Here is a 458-nt window from a genome sequence, read left to right as displayed (position 1 = left end):
TGCCTACTTGCATCATCTCGACCGTTGCAACGAAATACTCGGTGCCCGTCTGAATACTATCCATAATTTGCGCTATTACCAGCGTTTGATGGCCGGTTTACGCCAGGCGATCGTTGAGGGTAAATTACCACAATTTGTTGATGAGTTTTATAGCCGGACAGGTAAGCCGGTTCCACCTTTAGCCGTTGAATGTCATAACAATGAGGGAATTTAAATGAGCTTTTTCATTTCTGATGCCGCCGCAGCAGCAGGTGCACCGTCCCAGGGAAGTCCGTATTCTCTGATCATCATGCTGGCGGTTTTCGGTCTGATTTTTTACTTTATGATTCTGCGCCCACAGCAAAAACGCGCCAAAGACCATAAAAAACTGATGGACTCCATCGGTAAAGGTGACGAAGTGCTGACCACCGGTGGCCTGGTAGGTCGCGTTATCAAGGTGGCCGATACCGGTTATATCT

At 48.0% G+C, this 458-nt stretch carries 2 protein-coding genes; both read left to right on the top strand.

The window, feature by feature from the left end; genetic code table 11:
• Positions 1 to 214: tRNA-guanine transglycosylase (locus tag H7U32_RS10140; RefSeq protein WP_204469903.1), on the top strand; the 214-nt coding region annotated here is incomplete at its 5' end.
• The coding region (yajC, locus tag H7U32_RS10135) for a preprotein translocase subunit YajC (RefSeq protein WP_204469902.1) at positions 215 to 458 on the top strand (244 nt) is incomplete at its 3' end. It abuts the gene before it with no gap.

The organism is Bifidobacterium pullorum subsp. saeculare, from assembly GCF_016899725.1.
Lineage (GTDB): Bacteria > Actinomycetota > Actinomycetes > Actinomycetales > Bifidobacteriaceae > Bifidobacterium > Bifidobacterium pullorum_C.
The sequence above is the reverse complement of the archived record's forward strand: the minus strand, read 5'-3'. Positions and strand labels throughout refer to the sequence as shown.